Genomic DNA, 17,607 nt, shown 5'->3' with positions numbered 1-17,607 from the left:
CCCTACTCTCCCGGGAAGAATCGATGCGGTGCGCTCGGCTAGGATTAATGATCATGAGCGATTCGAGCGAAGAACAGCGTCAGGCCGCGGCCCCGACCCCCAAAGACCCAGCACTTTTCCGGGCCGAACCGGTCTCCTTTGTCCGCCGCGGCAACCGCCTGCAGGGCCGCCGAGCCAGCGCCTGGGAGCGCAATGCCGAGCAGTACGTCATCGAGCCTCCCCGCAAGATCGCCGACACCTCGGTAGCCGATGATTTCACCCTCGACCCGGACCAGGCATTCGGCCGCGTGGCGCCGCTGATCGTGGAGATCGGCACCGGATTGGGCGAATGCATCGCCAACGCCGCCAAGGACGACCCCGAGCGCAACTACCTCGCCGTGGAGGTCTACCGCCCCGGGCTGGCCCAGCTGATGCTCAAGGTCGAGTCCTTCGGTATCGAGAATGTCCGCGCCGTCCAGGCCAATGCCCCCGAGGTGCTGGACGTGATGCTCGAAGAGAACAGCGCCGACGAAATCTGGATCTTCTTCTCCGACCCCTGGCACAAACCGCGCCACCACAAGCGCCGCCTGATCAAGGCATCGTTCCTGGACAAGGTTTCCCGGGTGCTCAAGCCCGGCGGAACCCTGCGCCTGGCCACCGACTGGTCCAACTACGCCGAGCAGATGCGTGACGCGCTCACCGCCCACCCGGATTTCGAGAACCAGTTCCCGGGCAACCTTGCCGGCGAGGAAAGCAACCTGACCAAGGTCCGCCGCGAGGGCATGGAAGGCTTCGAGAAGGAACCAGAGTTCACCGACGAGCTCGGCGGCTGGGCCCCGCGCTTCGAACGCCGCATCCTGACCAGCTTCGAGGGCAAGGCGCTGAAGGCAGGCCGATTGGTCTTCGACTTGGCGTACACTCGCGTCGGCTAGTGCACGACCTGACATAAAGTCCGGCAATGGCTCATGTCCACCCTAAACTGGTGGCCATGAGCCATTCGTCATTAATCCCGGCTTCCGAGTTCTCCACCGCGCCCGCCATGGAATTCGCCGGGGTGAGGCTGGAACAGCTCGCCGCCTCGCACGCGCCGGACTTGGCCGAGGTAGTGGCCGCCGGACGCCTCGACGAGGACTGGTTCGCGACAACTCCCCCTGCACAGCAGGTGGAAGCCAATATCGCCCAGCGGCTGGACTCCCAGGCAGCCGGAACCATGGCCCCCTTCGCCATCATCGACACCTCCGCCGGCAAAGCCGTCGGCGCCACCGCCTACCTGAACATCGATGCCGCAAACCGCCGGGTGGAGATCGGATCGACCTTCCTGGCCGTTGCGGCGCAGGGCACCGGCATCAATCCGGCAGCGAAATACCTGCTGCTGCGCAGGGCATTCGAAGTGCTCGGATGCTACTCGGTCGCGTTTTGCACGCATTGGCACAATGAGGCTTCCCGCGCCGCCATTGCGCGGCTGGGCGCCAAGCAAGACGGCGTGCTGCGCAACCACAAGTACGATCCGGCGACCGGAACCCTGCGAGACACCGTCGTCTTCTCGATCCTGCCCCACGAATGGCCGGCGGTGCGCACCCAGCTGAAGGCCCGGCTGCGCCGCCACGGCCGGCTCGGATAGAGACAGAAAATCCAGCCGCGCCGGGATCTGGCGGGCTGGATTTCTAATGTCTTTCAGGCGGCAGGCCTACCTGCCGATAGCGCGGCGCACCGGGAACAGCGATACCGTCGGTTCGGGCCGCGAGGGGCGCATGCCGCGGGCCAGCGACACCACGTCGCCTGCGACGGTGCCGGCGGCGAAGATGCGCGATTGGCCTTGGCGCACGTAGTCCAGTTCCGCGCGCAACTGGTTCACTTGGCCCTTAAGGCTAGCCACTTGGTTTTCCAACTCAAGGATCCGCTTGATGCCTTCCAGCGACACGCCATCCTTGCTCAGCGCCTGAACCTGGCGCAGCAGGGACACGTCGTGCTGGGAATAGCGGCGCTGCTTGCCCGACTGCCGGCTGGGCGAAACCAGGCCGATGCGGTCGTACTGGCGCAGCGTCTGGGGGTGCATGTCGGCAAGCTGTGCGGCGACGGAAATGACGAAGACAGGTCGCAGGTACTCCCCGTTCACGGTACTTCAACCACCTTTCTGCCTTGGTTGTATCTTGAGTCTATCGACGGGGCCGGAGGATGTTGGCTCCTCCGGCGCCGGCGACGGGTGATCGGCGGGTGCCGATCCTAGAGCTTGGCCTTCGAGGCCAGGTCCGCCCGCGGGTCCTCGCCCTCGGTGGCTGCGGCGAAGTCCTCAACCGCCTTCTTCGCGGCATCCGAGAGGTTCTGCGGAATGACCACGTCGAGCACGATCAGCAGGTCGCCGGTGGCCTTGGAGGTCTTCACGCCGCGGCCCTTCAGGCGCAGCGTGCGGCCCGAGTTGGAACCTGCCGGAACCTTCACCGCGACCTGTTCCCCGTCGAGGGTCGGGACGTGGATCTTCGCGCCCAGTGCGGCCTCGTCGAAGGTCACCGGGACGTGCACGCGGATGTTGTTGTCCTCGCGCTTGAAGAATGGGTGCTCAGCGACCTTGACCTTGACGATCAGGTCTCCGTTGCCGGCGGCGCCGGCTTGGCCGCGTCCGCGCACGCGCACCGACTGGCCGTCCTTGATGCCGGCCGGGATGCGCACGTCGATGACCTCGCCGCTCGGCTCGCGCAGCCCGATCTTCGTGCCGTTGATCGAGCCGGCGAAGGAGATCGAGGTGTTCGCGGTGCGGTCCGCGCCCTTGCGCGGCGGAGCGGCCTGGCCGCCGAAACCGCCGAAGCCGCCCGCTCCCCCGAACAGGTCGGAGAAGTCCGGCTGCCCGCCACGCTGGCGTGCCCCGCCTCCCCCGCCGAACAGGTTGGAGAAGATGTCCTCGAACCCTGCGCCGCCGCCCGGAGCTCCGCCCGGACCTCCTGCCGAGAAACGTGCTCCCGAGCCCATGGCACGGATGGCGTCGTATTGCTCGCGCTCTTCCTTGTCGGAGAGGACCGAGTTGGCTTCGGTGATGTCCTTGAACTTCTGTTCGGCGGTTGCATCACCGGCGTTGGTGTCAGGGTGGTACTTGCGCGCCAGCTTGCGGTACGCCTTCTTGATATCCGCGTCCGAGGCGTCCTTGGAGACGCCGAGGATCGCGTAAAAATCTTTGTCTATCCAGTCCTGACTTGCCATCAGGGCCTCATCCTTTCTATGACAATTCGAAACTGCCCACTGGCGAATACTCGACAGTGGGCAGTTTCAGTTGTGCTAGCTAGTTGCTATTCGCCGGTGGCGACCAGTACCTGGGCAGCGCGCAGGATGTTGCTTCCCTTGCGGTAGCCGGTACGCAGCACCTGTCCCACATGATCGGCCGGGACCTCCGGCACCGCCTGGCGCAGCAGCGCTTCGTGGACGTTCGGGTCGAATTCGACCCCCGCCTCGTTGATGCGCTCCAAGCCATGCTGGGCCAGGATCGAGTCCAGCTTGTTGGCGATCGATGCGAAGGGGCCATCGGCCAAGTCGCCGTGGGCGCGTGCCGCGTCGATGTCGTCAAGCACGGGCAGCAAGGTGGAAAGCATGCCCTGCACGGCGTTTTCACGCGCCACTGCACGGTCGCGCTCCACGCGCTTGCGGTAGTTGACGTACTCGGCCTGGAGGCGCAGCAGGTCGTTGCGCAGCTCGGTGACGACCTCGCTGACCTCGTCCTGCTCCGCGTCCACGGAGTCGCCGGCCTCGTTCAGGATCGCCTCGGCCTGGCCCAAAGCGTCAGCAGTTGGCTGCTGGTCAGCGGCCTCTGGCTGGTTCTCCGGCTCCTGGCCGGAGTTTTCGTTCTGGTTGTTTGCCTCGGACATATTCCTAAACTCCCTACTTCTTGTCGGCTTCGTCTTCGTCGATGACCTCGGCGTCGACGATGTCTTCATCAGCGTTCGGCGCATTCTGCTCGCCGGCAGCCGCGCCTTCGGCCTGGGTGTTGGCGTAGATTGCCTCGCCCAGCTTGGACTGCGAAGCCTGAAGCTTCTCGAACGCGGCCTTGACCTCGTCGTCGTTGTCCTGCTTCTCCAAGGCGGCCTTCAAGGCGTCGACGTCGGCCTGGACCTCGGACTTGACCTCTTCAGGCAGCTTGTCCTCGTTGTCCTTGATCAGCTTGTCCACCGAGTAGGCGGCCTGCTCGGCAGCGTTGCGGGTCTCGGCTGCCTCGCGGCGTGCCTTGTCCTCTTCCGCATGCGCTTCGGCTTCCTGCACCATGCGCTCGATGTCTTCCTTCGACAGCGAGGAGCCGCCGGTGATGGTCATCGACTGCTCGGTGCCGGTGCCCTTGTCCTTGGCGGACACGTGCACGATGCCGTTGGCATCGATGTCGAAGGTGACCTCGACCTGCGGGATGCCGCGAGGAGCCGGAGCGATGCCGGTCAGCTCGAAGGTGCCCAGTGCCTTATTGTCGCGGGTGAACTCGCGCTCGCCCTGGAAGACCTGGATCGATACCGAAGGCTGGTTGTCCTCGGCGGTGGTGAAGGTCTCCGAACGCTTGGTCGGGATCGCGGTGTTGCGCTCGATCAGCTTGGTCATCACGCCGCCCTTGGTCTCAATGCCCAGGGACAGTGGGGTGACGTCGATCAGCAGCACGTCCTTGCGCTCGCCCTTCAGCACGCCGGCCTGCAGGGCTGCGCCTACGGCGACAACCTCATCCGGGTTCACGCCCTTGTTGGCTTCCTTGCCGGCCAGGTCCTTGACCAGTTCGGCAACGGCTGGCATACGGGTCGAACCGCCAACGAGGATCACGTGGGCGATGTCGGAGATCTTCACGCCGGCTTCGGCGATGACGTCCTTGAATGGCTTCTTGGTGCGCTCCAGCAGATCTGCGGTCAGTTCCTGGAACTTCGCACGCGAGAGGTGCTCGTCCAGGTGTACAGGGCCCTCAGGGGTGACCGACAGGTACTGCAGCGAGATGTTGGTGCTGGTAGCCGAGGACAGTTCCTTCTTGGCCTGCTCTGCGGCTTCCTTCAGGCGCTGCAGTGCGATCTTGTCCTTGGACAGGTCTGCGCCCTTGGCCTTGGCCTGGGCCAGCAGCCAGTCGACAACACGCTGATCCCAGTCGTCGCCGCCCAGACGGTTATCACCGGCGGTCGCGCGGACCTGGATGGTCGAGAAGCCGTCGTCATCCTTGCCAACTTCCAGCAGGGAGACGTCGAAGGTACCGCCACCGAGGTCGAAGACCAGGATGAGCTCGTCCTCGTTGCCCTTCTCCAGGCCGTAGGCCAGAGCAGCAGCAGTTGGCTCGTTGACGATGCGCAGCACGTTCAGGCCCGCGATCTCGCCGGCCTCCTTGGTGGCCTGGCGCTCGGCGTCGTTGAAGTATGCAGGAACGGTGATCACCGCGTCGGTGACCTTCTCGCCCAGGTACGACTCAGCGTCGTTCTTCAGCTTCATCAGGGTACGCGCCGAGATTTCCTGGGCGGTGTACTTCTTGTCATCGATGGCAACGGACCAGTCGGTGCCCATGTGGCGCTTGACCGATGCGATGGTGCGATCGATGTTGTTGACTGCCTGACGCTTGGCGATATCGCCGACCAGGACTTCGCCGCCCTTCGAGAAAGCAACGATGGACGGGGTAGTGCGGTTGCCTTCCGCGTTAGCGATGACGGTTGGCTCACCACCTTCGAGCACGGATACGACAGAGTTGGTGGTTCCAAGGTCAATACCTACGGCACGCGACATAATGGCTCTCCTTTGCCTTGTCTGAAAAAAATCCCAACGCTGGGGGCTTGGACCCCCATTGAGCGCTTCGGACTCAAGTTTACTCAGCCGGTTTCGACTGTCAAATTAACTTGAGTGAACTCGACTCAACTTTGCGCTCTGTCTTATTCAACGGGTGGGGTGGCAGAATAATTCCCATCAACCGAAAACTTTTTCAGACCACTCCTGACAGTCCGGTCACGAAGCGAAAACTACAGATCAAAGGCGGAAGAATGGCACGAACCAAAAAGAAATTCTCCGAGCTGTCCCCCATTGCACGGGCAGCTGCCATCGTTGCGGGCGTGATCGAGGTTGCCTTATTCGCCGCCGCGCAGATCGACATCTACCGACGCAGGCCCGAGCAGATTCACGGAAGCAAGGGATTGTGGGTGGGGTTGTGCTTCATCAACATTCTCGGTCCGCTGAGCTATTTCAGGTTCGGCCGCAAGAAGCCGCAGGACTAATCGCCGCCTCCAAGATGGCACAAGCCGGAAGGAGCCCACGCACTACTGGTGCGCGTGCTCCTTCCGGCTTTGCTTTGCAGCGTGCCGAGGGGAACGAATTATTTGGTCAGCAGCGGCATGCCGAGCCCTGCCAGGACTCCGAAGATCACTCCCCACAAGATTATGGAAATGACCTGCCAGAAAATCACTTTCTGCTTCGATGCGCCAAAGGACACCAGCGCCGCCGAGGTGATCTGCGAGGGAAGCATGGTCTGGCCAACCAGGCTGACCCCTGCAATGCCGAACTTGTCGAAGGCCCTGCGGATCTTTTCGTATCTCGGCTTCTTGCTCTCCTTGCCTTGGCGCACCTTGGAGCGTACGGCATGGGCGCTGTTGACGAACAAGAGCATGGAAATGCCGTTGCCGAGCACCGCAACAAGAATCCCGACCGCCGGCGGCAGGCCCATCAGCACTCCGATGACGGACCCGAAGTAGGACTCGACGAAGGGAATGGCCGAAACCAGCGCGACCGCCAGCCACTGCAGCGGCTCGGGGCAAGCAGCGACAAAATTCTGCAGTGATTCAATCATGGTCAGGTGCTCCTGGCTAGGCGAAATAGATATTTCCTCTACTTCAAGACTAGGTTGGAGGACTTCAGCCACCGGTCATCCGCCGGGGCTAAACTTTCGGTCTAGTCAGTGCGCTCGACGCTCACCGGGCGCAGGGTGGCAAAAGAAATCCTCCGCTCGGCGTACGAGCGGAGGATTCCTAGGTTGGCAGCCGTTGTTCCGGCTGGCCCGAAATGCCTAGCGGCTGCGGGTGGCAGGGCTGGTGGCGCGGCGCGGACCACGCGAGCGGCCCCCGGTCGAGGCGCCTTGGGCGGCGCGGCCACCCTGGCGCGAGCCGCGGCCTGCACCCGATGGGCGTTCCGAGTTCGCACCACGGCCTGCACCGGCCGGACGCTCGGATCCTGCGCCGCGGCCAGCGCGTGCTGGACGCTCGCCCGAGGCCTTCGGACTGCGTTCATTGCGGCGGCCCGACTCGCTGCGCTGCTGGTTCTGGCCCTCGCCGGCCGAACGGCCGCCGCGTGAACCGCGTTGGCCGCGCCCGCCGCGCGAACCGCCGGATTCGCCGGCAGGCTTGCGCTTGGCAGGGTTGCTCTGCTGCTTCACCGGGGCGGTGTACGGCACCAGTTCGGCCACTTCGCCCACGACGTCCTTGACGACCTGCGAGTCCAGGGAGACCTTTTCGAATGGGACCTTCTTCAGGCCTGCCTGCTTCATCAGGGTCGCGACGTCGCCCTGCTGGTCCGGGGTGCAGATGGTCACCACGGTTCCGCTGGAGCCGGCGCGGGCCGTGCGGCCTGACCGGTGGGTGTAGGCCTTGTGCTCTGCCGGCGGATCGATGTGGACCACCAGTTCCACGCCGTCGACGTGCACGCCGCGGGCTGCTACGTCGGTGGCGACCAGGACCTTTGCCTCGCCCGAGGCGAAGGCGGCCAGGTTGCGGTCGCGGGCGTTCTGCGACAGGTTGCCGTGCAGGTCAACGGTTGGCACGCCGGCCTTGGACAGCACTACAGCCATCTTCTTGGCGTGGTGCTTGGTGCGCATGAACATGATGCGGCGCGAGGTGCCCTGCGCCAGCACACGGACCAGGTCCTTCTTGTCGTCGTTGCTGACCACGAAGACGTGGTGCTCCATGGTGTTCACTGCGGCCTCGGGCGCATCCACCGAATGGATGGTCGGGCTGCTCAGGTAGCGCTTGACGACCTTGTCCACGCCGTTGTCCAGGGTGGCGGAGAACAGCATGTGCTGGATGCCGGTCGGCATGCGGTCCATGATGCGGCGCACGACCGGGAGGAAACCCATGTCTGCCATGTGGTCGGCTTCATCCAGCACCGAGATCTCAAGCTGCGACAGGTCAACGATCTTCTGCTTGATCAGGTCGTCGAGGCGGCCGGGGCAGGCGATGACGATGTCGACGCCCTCGTTCATGGCCTTTTCCTGTCGACTCTGCGGGACGCCGCCGTAGATCACGGTGGTGCGCAGGCCGGAGGCGGCGGCCAGCGGATCAACGGTCTTGGCGATCTGGGTCGCCAGTTCGCGGGTCGGCGCCATGATCAGTGCGCGCGGGAAACGGGCCTTGCGGCGCTGCGGGCGCTCGCTCAGGCGGGCCACCAGCGGCAGCGAGAAGGCCAGGGTCTTGCCCGAGCCGGTCTGGCCGCGCCCCAGCACGTCTCCGCCGGCAAGGGTGGAGGGAAGGGTTGCTTCCTGGATCGGGAACGGGGTGTCGATGCCGCGCTCGGTCAGCACGTCAACCAGGTTTGCGGGCACGCCAAGGGCGCTAAAAGTAGAAGTCAATGCTCAAACTTTCTCTCTGAATTCGCGCGTCGTTTTCGACGCTCGGGTTCGCCGATCCAGGAGGAAGTCCGATGCGGGGCGGCAAGAAAAGTGCCCGACGCCCGCGCGAAAACACCGGGAATCCGGGAGTTTCCGCTCGAAGGAAATCAAGTCTGTCGACGACTACGCACCGAGGCGGGCCGGGTGTTCCAGGCGTTGAACCATCGGTGCGTACAGGTTTCAATTCTACAGGCAGGCTCCGGGACTTAGCAGTCCCGGAGCCTGCCAACGGGGCGAATCACAGGAGATTTCCGCCACGTCTGAAGCCTGGCGCTCAGGCCCGGTGCACACCCGCCGACGTTTTTTCGTGCGCCAATTTCGAGGGCCACCACACCGCAGGGCCGATGTCCTCGACCAGCGCCGGCACCAGCAGGCTTCGCACGATAAAGGTATCGAGCAGCACGCCGAAGGCCACGATGAAGCCCAGCTGCCCCAGGAACATGATCGGCACGACCCCCAGCGCGGCGAAGGTCGCCGCCAGCACGATGCCGGCAGAGGTGATCACGCCGCCGGTGACGGTCAGGCCGCGGCGCATCCCGTCCCGCGTGCCGTGCAGCAGCGTCTCCTCGCGCACCCGGGTCATCAGGAAGATGTTGTAGTCCACGCCAAGGGCCACCAGGAACACGAATCCGAACAGCGGCACCGAGGGGTCGGCGCCCACGTAGTCCAGAACGTGGTTGAACACCAGCGCGCTGACGCCCATCGCCGTGCCGTAGGAGAGCACCGTGGTCAGAATCAGCAGGACCGGAGCCAGGATCGAGCGCAGCAGAAGCATCAGGATGACCAGGATCGCGACCAGGGTGATCGGAATGATCTTGAACAGGTCGGCTTCGGCGGTGGAGTTCTTGTCCATCTGGGTCGCGGTGGTTCCGCCGACCAGGGTCGTCGCATCGATCTCGTGCACCGTCTCGCGCAGCTGCGTGACAGTGTTCGCGGCCGCATCCGAGTCCGCCGCATCGCTCAGGGTGACGGAAATCAGGTTCCGTCCTTCGACGGTGTACGCCGGGGCGCCGCGCTGGGCCATGGCCGGACCGCCGTCTTCGGCCTGCAGGTAGGCGGAGTCGACACCGGGCACGTCAAGGACCGCGTCCAGGGTGGTGTTCGCCTCGGCCTCGTTGACGATCACGGTGGCCGGCGAGCCGCTGCCGCCCGGGAAGTGCTCGCCGAGCGCCACCTGCCCGTCGCGGGCCTCGGAGCCGCCGATCACCAGTTCGCTTTGCGGCACGCCGCTGGCCTTGAGCTGCAGCGAGAACGCCGCGCCGACGGCCAGCACCAGTGCTGTCACCATCCAGATCGGGCGGGGGTGGGAAGCGACAAAGGCGGCGATGCGGGCCCACAGTCCAGGCTTGGCCGCCGCCTGCGTTTCCGCGTCCTGCGTTTTGGGCATGAACGGCCAGTAGGCGGCCCGGCCCAGCAGTCCGAGCACGGCCGGCAGGAAGGAGAGGGCGGCAATGATCGAGAAGACGATGCCCGCCGCGCCGATCGGGCCCAGCGCCTTGTTGGAGTTCAGGTCGGAGAAGAGCAGGCACAGCAGGCCCACGGTCACGGTGCCGCCGGAGGCGATGATCGGCTCCAGCGAGCGCTTCCAGGCCTTGGCCACTGCCTGCCAGCGGTTCAGCCCCGTGGACAGGGCTTCCTTGTGGCGGGCAACGAACAGCAGCGAGTAGTCGGTGGCCGCACCGATCACCAGGATCGAGAGAATGCCCTGGGCCTGGCCGTCCAGCCGGATGATCCCCTCCTTGGCCATGAAGTAGACCACCAGGATAGCAGCGCACAGCGCCACCATGGAGGTCATCAGCACGGTCAGCGGAAGCAGCAGCGAACGGTAGACCAGCAGCAGGATCACCAGCACCGCGATCAGCGCGACACCCAGCAGCACCCCGTCGATGCCGCCGAATGCCTCGATCAGGTCCGCGGAGAACCCGGCGGGACCGGTGACATAGCTGCTCATGCCCTCCGGCTGAATGTCTGCCAGCAGGGCGCGCAGCGCGGTCACGCCCTCATCGGCCTTGACGGTCGAGGAGATCGGCATGATGAATTCGGCAGCCTTGCCATCCTCGGCCAAAAACGGCCCCGTCACCTGCCCGTCGAGGAACTCGAAATCGGAAAGCTTCTCGGCGAGCGCGGCGGCCTGCTTCTGGTCGACGCCGCTTTCGGAGGTCACCAGCACCACCGCGGGAATTGCGTCGCTCGTGCGGAACTTGTTCTGCCATTCAAGGGCCTGCGTCGCTTCCGCGCTGGCCGGGAGGAAAGCTGTCTGGTCGTTGGTCTGCACGTCCGAGAGTTTGCCGAAGGTTGGTCCGCCGACCCCCGCGATGCCGATCCAGAGCACGATCAGCAGGGAATACACCACCGCCCGGATGGCGATGCCCTTTCCGCTGACTGAGCGCGCGGCGGGGTCGGCGGGCTCATCGACTTTCGCTATGTGCGACATGGGGCTGTCCTCACGTTGATTCGAATAGTTGCGACCGCTGTGGCCTACCGCTACAGCGTACCAACATTTAGTTTGATGATGGAAATGTTTACTTAGTTTATAATTGTGTTATGGACGCGAGCACACACCACCGGCTGTTGCAGCTGCTGCAGGATTTCGGGCAGGCCTCGGACCGCTACGTGGAATCCACCGGCGGGCACTACGGCACGCACCGGACCGACATGAACGGCCTGACAGTGATCATGAAATACCAGCGCGCCGGAACCTCGCCCTCGCCCCGGGACTTGAGCAGGGAACTGCAGCTCAGCTCCCCCGCCACCACGGCCATGCTCGACCGGCTGGACCGGCTGGGCTACATCATCCGCCAGCGAAGCGAGCAGGACCGCCGCAGCGTGCACATCGCCCTGACCGAGAAGGCAATGGCCGAGGCGCGGGAGATGTTCCGACCGCTCGGAGCGAAAATGATGGAGCTGATCTCCTCCTACGACGAGCAGCAGGTCGCACTGCTCAGCGACTTCATGGCCCGGGCCGTCGCCGGCGTGGATGAAGCCCGGCTGGAAGTCCTCGCGCCGCCGAACTAAGCCTCCTGCCGAACGCCCCGTCATGACCAGTCTTCGAGTCAAGAGAACTCCTGCAGTGCCACTACCCTAGACAGGTGGCACTTTCTCTCTGGCTTTCACTTCTCGGCGCAACCATCGTCATCAGCTTCACCCCGGGCGCCGGGGCCATCAACACGATGAACAACTCGATGCGCCAAGGCTGGGGCGCTTCCATCTGGGGAGTGATCGGCCAGCAGATCGCCCTGCTGATCCACGTGGTCATCGTCGCCGCCGGAGTGGGCCTGCTGGTCTCCAGCTCCCCGCTGCTCTTCGCGGGCATCCGCTATGCCGGCGCCGCCTATCTGGTCTACCTGGGCATCCGGATGATGCTGTCCAAACCGGATGTCGCCTCGGACGGAACCAGCACCGGCGGCACGCTCACCCGTGGCGCCATGCTGCGCCGCGGCATCCTGGTCAATCTGCTGAACCCGAAGGCGATTGTCTTCTTCCTGGCATTCACCCCGCAGTTCATCCGCACCGACCAGCCGCTGTTGCCGCAATACCTGATCTATATCGGCACCATCGTCGCAGTCGACGTACTGGTGATGTTCTTCTTCTTCGCAGGCACCGCGCGCAGCTTCCAGCGCTTCACCACCACCGTACGCGGGGCCAAGCTGCTCAATATCGTCTTCGGCGTCCTGTTCATTCTCGTCGCCGCGATGATGCTCCTAATCCACTAATCACCCCGTGATTTTGGGGTTGCTCTAAATCGTTGCCGTATTGTTGCTGATTATCTTGCGCGTACCTCTCGATCGAAATGTGATGTGGCCATAGACTGATGCCATGTTCCGGATAATGATCGTGTGCACGGGAAATATATGCCGCTCACCTATGGCCGAGTACATGCTGAAAAACGCCTTGCGTGAGGCAGACGTCACCGAGGTCGAGGTCTGCTCCCGGACCATCAGCTACGGCGAAGTCGGCAACGGGATCGACCCGCGCGCCGCAAGTGCCCTGCGCGCCCACGGACTGGACGCCTCGAACCACGTCGCAACGCAGGTTCAGGCCGACGAACTGGGTTCCATGGACCTGGTGCTGGCCATGGACACCGATCATTTCGAAGACCTCGTTCCTGCACTCACGGAGATCGATCCCAGCGAGCGCCCCATGCTGCGCATGTTCAGGTCCTTCGACCCCGTCGCCGCCAGCGAGCCGCACGACCGCCAGGGTGTCTACGATCCCTGGTACGGTGACGCAGGAGATTTCCGCGAAACCTGGAAGCTCGTCTCCGCAGCCCTGCCTGCGCTCGTTGACTACGTCCGGAGTAATATAGCCTCTCGTGGAAACCGCTAGACCCTACCTCATTGCTCTCGACGGACGCTCCGGCTCGGGAAAGAGCAGCCTCGCAGCGTTGCTAGCGAACCAGTTGTCGAAAACCGCCTCGGTGGCTGTCCTGCGTCTGGAAGATCTCTACCACGGCTGGGACGGGCTGCAGGCCGCCCAGGACCTCTATTCCGCTCTGCTCGAACAGCTCGCCCACGGCCGCACCGCCAGCTGGCCGCTGTGGGACTGGGACGCCGATGCGCCAGGCGACACCGCCAGCCTCGACCCGGCGCAGGTCGTCATCGTGGAGGGCGTGGGCGCCGCGCACCGCCAGGTCCGCGGCCTGCTCGATCTGAGCATCTGGCTCCAAGCTCCAGCCGGGGTCCGCAAGCAGCGCGCCCTGCAGCGCGACGGCCAGACCTACGCCCCGCACTGGGAGCGCTGGGCCGCCCAGGAAGACGCGTACCTGTCCAGAGACGACGTGCCCCGCGCCGCGGACGTGGTCCTCGACGCCGACAGCCAGCGCTCGCCGTTCGAGCAGCTGCTGGGGCTCAGCGCTTTCCTGCCAGCTGGCCTGCGCGGCCTGCTGCCGGCGACCACGCCTGCCTCTGCCGCGCCGCCGCTGGCCGGACACCATGCAGCCCCCGCGGATGCCGCCACCTTGTTCGAAGCGCTGGCCGAAGGCCTGGAGCATGCAGCCCTGCTGGAGTCCACCAGCCACCACCTCACCGACCCGCTGGATCGGAACAAGTACTCGCTGATCGCCCTGGCCGTCGGCGATGCCTATCCCCTGTTGCAGGCAAGCGCTTCCGGCGCCACCGTGCAGCGCGGCGGGGCCAGCCTGCGCCTGCAGCCAGGATTCTTCGAATCCTTGCAGGGCTTGTGGCCCGCGGCCGGGACCGAGCCGGACAACTACCCGCTGCCTGCCTGGGTCGGCTACCTGGGCTACGAGCTCAAGCGGGAGGTCTCAGCCGGAACCGCATCCGGAGCCGAGGCAGCGCGCCCCGATGCGGGGTTCTTCTCCCCGAATATCGTGCTGGTCATCAACCACCGCACCGGTCAGATGGCAATCCACGCGCCCGCGCGCCTGCGCCAATGGATCACCGAGCATCTGGCCGAAGCCGGCGTTCAGCACCGCACCGCGCTGGACCTGCCGCCGGTGGAATTCGTTTGCGCCGACACCGAGCAGGGCTACAAGGACAAGATCGCCCGCGCCCAGCGCCAGATCTACGAAGGCAACACCTACGAGGTCTGCCTGACCACCGAGCTGACCGCAACCGCCGCGCAGTACAGCCCCTTCGAGGCCTACTGCCGAATGCGCACCTCCAGCCCGGCACCGTTCGCCCACTACCTGCGTATGGGCGGCACCGAAGTCGCCAGCATTTCCCCCGAACGCTTCCTGAGCCTCGGGGCCACCGGGGTGCTGCGCGCCGAACCGATCAAGGGCACTCGCCCGCGCGGGACCAGCGTGCAGGAGGACCAGGCGCTGAAGCAGGATTTGGCCACCAGCCCCAAGGACCGCGCGGAAAACATCATGATCGTCGACCTGCTGCGCAACGACCTCTCGCACCATGCGGTCCCCGGCTCGGTGCGCGTGGCCCGACTGTGCGCGGTGGAAAGCTACGCCACCGTGCATCAGATGGTCTCCACCATCGACGCGCAGCTTCGCGATCCGGCATTGTCGGCGCAGGCGCTGCGCGAGGCATTCCCTCCGGGCTCCATGACCGGCGCGCCCAAGCTGTCGACCATGCAGATCCTGGACGAGCTGGAAGACCGGCGTGAGCGCGGACTGTATTCCGGAGCCGTGGGCTATCTGGGCGCAGACGGGTCCGCCGATTTTTCGGTGGTCATCCGCACTTTGGTCTGCGACCGCACCCCGGACGGCGGATGGAAGCTGTGCCTGGGTCTGGGCGGTGCGATCACCGCCGATTCGGTGGCGCAGGATGAATGGGACGAGGTCATTACCAAGTCCGTGGGCGTGCTCTCCGCGTTGGGCTCGAAGTTCCCGCACCCTGCCGTCACCGCCGGCAAACAGCGGCGCTAGAAGCACTCAGTGCCCCAGTCGTTCGCCACGGCTCCACGGCGGCCATCCTCCGAGCGCGCAATGCGCGCGTGGCTGCTCTGAAAGACCATGACGGCGCTGCCCGCGTCTGAGCATGTTCCCGGTTCGGCGCACATCTCTGGTCCATGACGGGCAGCATAGCCCGGACGCCGGCCTCGTAATGACCCGGAATATCGAAAACCACAGGTGGGGAATTCGTCGCGGGCATGCTGGCATGAAAAGGTGGACCTCGGTAAGTTCGGCTTCGCTGTCGCCCAGCGATGCCCTCATGGGGCAGACGACACTTCCCGCTCCGCAACGTGCGGAGGAAACGACGTAACACAAGCACCGTACCTGCAGTCAGGGACTCACGGTGCAACTCTGCTCACGCGGGATGCGGCATCGTGCGGGGAAGCCTGCGCCACAACGTGAATTCACCTAGCCGGAGCGTGGAAGCGGTGCACGGGAACTTGAGGCATCAGCCGAAGGACCCCCGAAGTTGCTCCCTTTTTTCCAGTGCTTGGAACAGTCTTCTCCAAATCGTTACAATTCAAACGCTTGATTTATCCATCCGGGCCAAGATAATTCAATAATGGCCAGATGACCGACCGTCCAAGACGCCATGCAGAGTACCTACTTGGGAAGGAACTGACATGACAAACAAACGATGGGGTCGTGCCCTGGGCATGGCGATGGCGGTGGGACTCTTGGCAGGACTGGGCTTAGCCTCTCCTGCCAATTCAGCACCTCCGCAAACCAGGGAAAATGCCACATTAGGCGCATCTACGATGCAAATGGCTGCGAAGAACACCTACGACCAAACGAGCAAGGCCGAACGCAAACGTGTCGACGGGATCAAGACACCGCGACCGAAATGGTTCAACTGCAAGGAGCTGGCTTTTGGCGCCCAATGCACGACGGTGAACTTGCCCTTGGATTATGACAAGCCGCGCGGGGCCACCACCGAGGTCGCGTTGCTGCGTATCAAGGCGACAAACCAGTCGAAGCGCATTGGAACCCTGTTTGTGAATCCCGGCGGACCGGGTGGTTCAGGGATTCAGATTGCCGCAGCGGCCCCTGAGTTCCTTTCTCCAAGTGTCCTTGAGCGTTTCGACATCGTCGGGTTTGATCCACGCGGCACGAACTTCAGCGACAACGTGCGTTGCTGGAAGAATTTCGGCGCCCAGAGCGAAGCCTTGGAAGCAATGTACGTCCCCTATCCGGTCACATCCAAGGAAATACGTGCCTATGTGAATTCCTCCAAGGCCTTCGGCAAGGCTTGCTCCACGACCGGCAAACCCCTCTCCACGTCGATGTCCACCGCGGAGGTCGCACGTGACATGGATGTCTTGCGTCGCATGGTAGGCGACAAGCAGCTGAGCTACCTGGGTTTCTCTTATGGCAGCTACCTTGGCACTGTCTATGCAAACATGTTCCCCGACCGGGTCCGCGCGGTGGCCATCGACGGAGTACTCGATCCGGTGGCCTGGGCCGGAACCTTAGCCAACATGTGGATGCCGCAGACCCAACGCATCAAATCAGGCGAAGGCGCCGAAAAGGCCATGCGCGGCATTCTGAGCCGCTGTAAGACCGCCGGTCCGGAGTACTGCATGCTGGCTGAACAAGGGGATCCGCAGAAGCTCTATCGCGAGATCATGGCCGAGTTGAAGCGCTCCCCCTTGGTGTTCTCAGATCCCGAGTACCCTGACTTCGACTATTCCGTCACCGCGGCGATGATGTGGTCGATCCTGCTTGACTACCTGTATGACCCGCAGGGCTCCTCCATGGTGGACTCCGAGCTGACCTATACCTTGCTGGCGCTTCAGGACCGTGCCGCGTCGAACGGAACCACGTTCCCGACGTCGGCTGGCAAGGACAAGGCTCCGACCAAGGCCAAGATGAAGGTGGCCCATAAGGCGCTGGCCCAAAGCCTACGTGCGATCGAGGCCGAGCAAAATGCCGCAGCGAAGGACATCGCCGGCAAGGCCGCAGCCACCGGTTTCGCCTTCCCGTATGAAAATTCCTTCGAGGCTTTCCAGACCGTGCTGTGCACCGACTCGCGCAACCCGGCCAAGGCCGAAAACTGGGCCCGCTACGCGGAGAACGCAGGCAGGAGCGCTCCGGGATTCGGTCAGCTGTGGACCTGGAGCTCAGCTCCGTGCGCCAGCACCACTTGGAAGGCCAAGGACGAGGACACCTATAGGGGACCGTTCACCAAACGAACCGTGAACCCGATGCTGGTGGTTGGAAACTTCTATGACCCGGCCACGAACTACGCCGGGGCCCAAAAAGTCTCGAAGTTGATGCCCAAGGCCCGGCTTCTGAGCAGCAACAGTTGGGGCCACACTGCGTACGGCACCTCGAAGTGTGTCACCAATGCCATGGACCGCTACCTGCTCACCGTGCAGTTGCCTGCCACCGGAACGCTCTGCACCGGAGACGCGCAACCGTTCACCGAAAAACTGGAGGACCTGAACAGCCAACGCCGCAAGGCCGCTCCGGAACGCCAGCTGCCTCCGGTGGTGCCACCGCTTCCAGGCGCACTTCCACGAAGTTGAGTAGCAAATAGGCCGAAGAGTATGGGCGGTGGAACCGGGCTTCCGGTGCTACCGCCCATACGGTTGTCAACCCCGAAATCCTGCTTCGCGCACAGAGCACCGACGCAGTAAGCCAAGGTGGCTCGCCAATGCTTTGGCGTCCGCGATGCCGTCCATGA

Annotated in this window: 15 protein-coding genes; 8 read left to right on the top strand and 7 right to left on the bottom strand. The window is 64.1% G+C overall.

Annotated features, from left to right (window positions below):
- Positions 1 to 53: 53 nt before the first annotated feature.
- Positions 54 to 911, top strand: coding sequence for a tRNA (guanosine(46)-N7)-methyltransferase TrmB (gene trmB / locus ATC04_RS04985; RefSeq protein ID WP_047120874.1), 858 nt, complete (start codon positions 54 to 56; stop codon positions 909 to 911).
- 56 nt (positions 912 to 967) lie between these two features.
- Positions 968 to 1,600: a GNAT family protein gene (locus ATC04_RS04980; protein ID WP_353580016.1), complete on the top strand. Its 633-nt coding sequence runs from the start codon at positions 968 to 970 to the stop codon at positions 1,598 to 1,600.
- A 66-nt stretch (positions 1,601 to 1,666) separates the two neighbouring features.
- Here ATC04_RS04980 and ATC04_RS04975 read toward each other — a convergent pair whose 3' ends face one another.
- The 4 genes from ATC04_RS04975 to dnaK all read right to left on the bottom strand — a co-directional run bounded on the left by ATC04_RS04975 (position 1,667) and on the right by dnaK (position 5,694).
- Positions 1,667 to 2,095 carry a helix-turn-helix transcriptional regulator gene (locus ATC04_RS04975; protein WP_047119865.1) on the bottom strand — a complete coding sequence of 143 codons (429 nt, stop codon included), beginning with the start codon at positions 2,093 to 2,095 and terminating at the stop codon, positions 1,667 to 1,669.
- A gap of 107 nt (positions 2,096 to 2,202) precedes the next feature.
- Positions 2,203 to 3,171, bottom strand: a complete 969-nt coding sequence (locus ATC04_RS04970; protein ID WP_047119866.1) for a DnaJ C-terminal domain-containing protein — start codon at positions 3,169 to 3,171, stop codon at positions 2,203 to 2,205.
- An 86-nt stretch (positions 3,172 to 3,257) separates the two neighbouring features.
- The gene (locus ATC04_RS04965; RefSeq protein WP_047119867.1) at positions 3,258 to 3,830 is read right to left on the bottom strand and encodes a nucleotide exchange factor GrpE; all 573 of its coding nucleotides are present in this window, start codon (positions 3,828 to 3,830) and stop codon (positions 3,258 to 3,260) included.
- Positions 3,831 to 3,843: 13 nt separating this feature from the next.
- Positions 3,844 to 5,694, bottom strand: a complete 1,851-nt coding sequence (gene dnaK, locus ATC04_RS04960; RefSeq protein WP_047119868.1) for a molecular chaperone DnaK — start codon at positions 5,692 to 5,694, stop codon at positions 3,844 to 3,846.
- Positions 5,695 to 5,945: 251 nt separating this feature from the next.
- On the opposite strand from dnaK, the gene ATC04_RS04955 reads away from it, so the two are divergent.
- Positions 5,946 to 6,176: a PLDc N-terminal domain-containing protein gene (locus tag ATC04_RS04955; protein WP_047119869.1), complete on the top strand. Its 231-nt coding sequence runs from the start codon at positions 5,946 to 5,948 to the stop codon at positions 6,174 to 6,176.
- 98 nt (positions 6,177 to 6,274) lie between these two features.
- Here ATC04_RS04955 and ATC04_RS04950 read toward each other — a convergent pair whose 3' ends face one another.
- The 3 genes from ATC04_RS04950 to ATC04_RS04940 all read right to left on the bottom strand — a co-directional run bounded on the left by ATC04_RS04950 (position 6,275) and on the right by ATC04_RS04940 (position 10,988).
- The gene (locus ATC04_RS04950; protein WP_047119870.1) at positions 6,275 to 6,745 is read right to left on the bottom strand and encodes a small multi-drug export protein; all 471 of its coding nucleotides are present in this window, start codon (positions 6,743 to 6,745) and stop codon (positions 6,275 to 6,277) included.
- 216 nt (positions 6,746 to 6,961) lie between these two features.
- Entirely contained in the window at positions 6,962 to 8,488 is a 1,527-nt protein-coding gene (locus ATC04_RS04945; RefSeq protein WP_231735911.1) for a DEAD/DEAH box helicase, read from the bottom strand.
- 340 nt (positions 8,489 to 8,828) lie between these two features.
- Positions 8,829 to 10,988: an MMPL family transporter gene (locus tag ATC04_RS04940; RefSeq protein WP_047119872.1), complete on the bottom strand. Its 2,160-nt coding sequence runs from the start codon at positions 10,986 to 10,988 to the stop codon at positions 8,829 to 8,831.
- A gap of 110 nt (positions 10,989 to 11,098) precedes the next feature.
- On the opposite strand from ATC04_RS04940, the gene ATC04_RS04935 reads away from it, so the two are divergent.
- The 5 genes from ATC04_RS04935 (at position 11,099) to ATC04_RS04915 (ending at position 17,449) form a co-directional block, all read left to right on the top strand.
- Complete coding sequence (locus ATC04_RS04935) at positions 11,099 to 11,569, top strand: MarR family transcriptional regulator (protein WP_047119873.1); 471 nt, start codon at positions 11,099 to 11,101, stop codon at positions 11,567 to 11,569.
- A gap of 74 nt (positions 11,570 to 11,643) precedes the next feature.
- Positions 11,644 to 12,267, top strand: a complete 624-nt coding sequence (locus tag ATC04_RS04930; protein ID WP_047119874.1) for a LysE family transporter — start codon at positions 11,644 to 11,646, stop codon at positions 12,265 to 12,267.
- A gap of 163 nt (positions 12,268 to 12,430) precedes the next feature.
- Positions 12,431 to 12,880, top strand: a complete 450-nt coding sequence (locus tag ATC04_RS04925) for a low molecular weight phosphotyrosine protein phosphatase (RefSeq protein ID WP_231735910.1) — start codon at positions 12,431 to 12,433, stop codon at positions 12,878 to 12,880.
- Entirely contained in the window at positions 12,867 to 14,894 is a 2,028-nt protein-coding gene (locus tag ATC04_RS04920; RefSeq protein ID WP_047119876.1) for a chorismate-binding protein, read from the top strand. Before ATC04_RS04925 ends, ATC04_RS04920 begins: the two co-directional genes overlap by 14 nt.
- 791 nt (positions 14,895 to 15,685) lie before the next feature.
- Positions 15,686 to 17,449, top strand: coding sequence for an alpha/beta hydrolase (locus ATC04_RS04915; protein WP_231735909.1), 1,764 nt, complete (start codon positions 15,686 to 15,688; stop codon positions 17,447 to 17,449).
- Positions 17,450 to 17,607: the final 158 nt, after the last annotated feature.

The organism is Arthrobacter sp. YC-RL1, from assembly GCF_001454985.1.
GTDB lineage: Bacteria > Actinomycetota > Actinomycetes > Actinomycetales > Micrococcaceae > Glutamicibacter > Glutamicibacter soli.
This window is presented reverse-complemented; position numbering and strand designations above follow the sequence as displayed.